The sequence below is a fragment of the Salegentibacter sp. genome (assembly GCF_036568425.1).
Lineage (GTDB): Bacteria > Bacteroidota > Bacteroidia > Flavobacteriales > Flavobacteriaceae > Salegentibacter.
Genome location: NZ_DATCSO010000084.1, coordinates 1 through 3,346 on the forward strand (window position 1 = coordinate 1; position 3,346 = coordinate 3,346).

General features: G+C 39.3%; 3 protein-coding genes. All 3 read left to right on the forward strand.

Going from position 1 to position 3,346, the window contains the following annotated elements; all coding sequences use genetic code 11:
- Nucleotides 1-79: 79 nt before the first annotated feature.
- A complete protein-coding gene (tig, locus tag VIM94_RS08450; RefSeq protein WP_332038860.1) occupies nucleotides 80-1,405 on the forward strand; it encodes a trigger factor in 1,326 nt (441 codons plus the stop codon).
- Between the two features lie 105 nt (nucleotides 1,406-1,510).
- On the forward strand, nucleotides 1,511-2,191 hold the full coding sequence (gene clpP / locus VIM94_RS08455) for an ATP-dependent Clp endopeptidase proteolytic subunit ClpP (protein WP_332038861.1): 681 nt from the start codon (nucleotides 1,511-1,513) through the stop codon (nucleotides 2,189-2,191).
- Nucleotides 2,192-2,227: 36 nt separating this feature from the next.
- On the forward strand, nucleotides 2,228-3,346 hold a 1,119-nt coding region (clpX, locus tag VIM94_RS08460; protein ID WP_332038862.1), incomplete at its 3' end, for an ATP-dependent Clp protease ATP-binding subunit ClpX.

Consider the following 3,346-nt stretch of genomic DNA (forward strand, 5'->3'; position numbering starts at 1 on the left):
CTGAAATTCAATAAATTGAAACTTTGCGGGCTTGGGAAAAAAGTGTAATTTTGCACTCCAATTTTTATAACAAGTCAAGATGAATATTACCAGAGAGAATATTGATGAGCTTAATGCGGTAGTAAAAGTTGATATCGCAAAAGAAGACTATGCCCCAAAGGTAGAGAAGATATTAAAAGATTACCGTAAAAACGCCAACATACCCGGATTTAGAAAAGGCCACGTGCCAATGGGAATGGTGAAGAAACAATACGGCCAGGCAGTTTTGGTAGATGAGGTTAATAAACTTCTCCAGGACTCCCTAAATAAATACCTTACCGAAGAAAAACTTGATGTTTTAGGAAATCCTATCCCAAGAGAACAGGAAGACTTCGATTGGAATAAAGAGGAATACAGCTTTGAATTTGAACTTGGTCTTGCCCCGGAATTTGAGGTGAATCTTGATCTTGAGAAGCCGGTTACCAAATATAATATTGTTGCTGATGAAAAGATGGTTAACACCCAGCTCGAATCCATGCAAAAGCAATATGGAAAATTGATTTCAAAAGATGTAGTGGATGATGAGAAGGATATCGTTGCCGGAACTTTTAAAAATGAAGAAGAAGAAATCGATAAGGAAGCTTCGGTAGAACTGGAAAAAATCAATGGGAAGAGGAATCTTGATAAATTTATGGGCTCAAAGGTTGGTGATACCATAAAGTTAAAGACCAAGAATCTTTTCAAGGATGATCATCAGTTAGTAGACCTTCTTGGAATCGAACATGATAAAGTTCACGATCTTGATATTGAAGTTGAATTCACTGTTACTGAGGTAAACAAAAGAGAACTGGCCGATCTTGACCAGGAACTTTTTGATAAACTCTTCGGAAAAGATCAGGTGAAGTCAGTCACCGAACTTAAAGACAAGATCAAAGAAGATGCCGCTAAACAATTTAAGCAGCAAAGTGATCAGCAATTGATGAATGATGTGACCGAAACTTTGATCGAAAACACTCAATTTGAACTACCGAAGGAATTTCTTCAAAAATGGATCCGTACAGTAGGTGAAAAGCCACTTACAGAAGAGGAAGCCGTAGAAGAATACGAAAAAAGTGAAAAAGGTTTACGTTACCAGTTAATTGAGGGGAAAATCATAAATGATAATAAGCTTGAGGTTAACTTTGAAGATCTGAAGGCCTTTTCTCACGAAAAGATCAAGGAGCAAATGGCTCAATTTGGCCAGATGAATCCTTCAGAAAAAGAACTTGATGATATCGCTTCAAGAATTCTTTCAAATCAGGATGAAGTTAAGCGTTTGTCTGAGCAACTGATGAATGAGAAACTTCTTGATTTTTACAAGGAGAATATGAAATTTGAAGAAAAAGAAGTGACTTATGATGAATTCGTGAAAGAGATTTATCAATAAGAAATTTCAGAATTTTATACCTATCTTTAAGGCGTTAAACCGTTTGGAATAACGCCTTTTTGGGTTTAGAAGACCCTTCTTTTAACACGAGAAAAAAGTATTTTAATGGACTACGGAAAAGAATTTGAAAAATACGCCACGAAACACCACGGCATAAACAGTAATTATTACGGGAAGATCGTTAGCAGCATGAATCCTTTGGGGATGACCCCAAATATTATTGAAGAACGCCAAATGAATGCTGTTGCTATGGACGTTTTTTCCCGCCTTATGATGGATCGCATTATATTTTTGGGGACCGGGATAAGCGACCAGGTGGCTAATATTGTACAGGCACAGATGTTGTTTTTGGAAAGTACAGATGCTTCCAAGGATATTCAGATATATATCAATTCCCCTGGGGGAAGTGTATATGCCGGACTAGGAATTTACGACACCATGCAATTTATCAAGCCCGATGTTGCAACAATTTGCACCGGAATGGCGGCTTCAATGGGAGCGGTGTTGTTATGTGCCGGAGAAAATGGAAAACGAAGCGGTTTGCCGCATTCAAGAGTAATGATTCATCAGCCTCTTGGGGGCGCCCAGGGCCAGGCCAGTGATATCGAGATTACCGCAAGAGAGATCTTAACCCTTAAAAAGGAGTTATACCAGATTATTGCGAAACACTCTGGGCAGACCTACGAAAAGATCGAAGAAGATAGTGATCGTGATTACTGGATGAAAGCTGAAAAAGCTTTGGAATATGGTATGATAGACGAGATATTAACGAGAGAAGGAAAATAATTTAAGCAAACCTGAGTTTGTGCTAAATTAAACGAAATGGCGAAAGAAGAATTAGAATGTTCCTTTTGTGGAAGAAAAAAACCTGAAACTAATTTGCTCATCGCAGGATTGGATGCTCATATTTGTGACCGGTGTATAGAACAGGCGCATGGTATCGTTCTGGAAGAATTAAAACAGGGGGAGGCTCGGGAGCTTTCTTCAGATTTAATGCTCAGCAAACCAAAAAAGATCAAATCTTTTCTGGATGAATATGTGATTGGGCAGGAAGCTACCAAAAAAGTTATGTCGGTAGCGGTTTATAACCACTATAAACGTCTGTTGCAGCCCAAATCTGATGACGATGTAGAGATTCAGAAGAGTAATATTATTATGGTTGGGGAAACCGGAACCGGGAAGACCCTTATTGCTAAAACCATAGCGAAAATGCTTAATGTGCCTTTGGCTATCGTTGATGCCACTGTACTTACCGAAGCCGGTTATGTGGGGGAAGATGTTGAAGGTATCCTTACCAGATTGCTTCAGGCTGCCGACTATAATGTAGAGAAAGCCCAACGCGGAATTGTATTTATTGATGAAATAGATAAGATTGCAAGAAAAAGCGATAATCCCTCAATTACCCGGGATGTGTCAGGAGAAGGTGTTCAACAGGCCTTGCTTAAATTACTGGAAGGGACTACGGTAAATGTTCCGCCAAAAGGAGGTCGTAAGCACCCCGACCAGAAATTCGTTGAAGTAGATACCGAAAACATCCTGTTTATTGCCGGAGGAGCTTTTGATGGAATCGAAAGAAACATCAGCAAGCGATTGAATATGCAGGCTGTTGGTTTTAGTGCTTCAAAAGGTGACGATCAGATAGAACGTACCAACTTATTGAAATATATCATTCCTAAGGATTTGAAAGATTTCGGCCTTATCCCTGAAATTATCGGGAGGTTACCGGCCTTAACCTATATGAATCCGCTGGATAAGAAAACGCTAAGATCTATTCTCACTGAGCCTAAAAATGCCATTGTTAAGCAATATCAGAAACTCTTTGAGATGGACGAAATTGAATTCGATATGACCGAAGATGCTCTGGATTACATTGTAGAGAAAGCTATAGAGTATAAACTTGGTGCACGGGGGCTTCGTTCACTTTGTGAGGCGGTACTTACC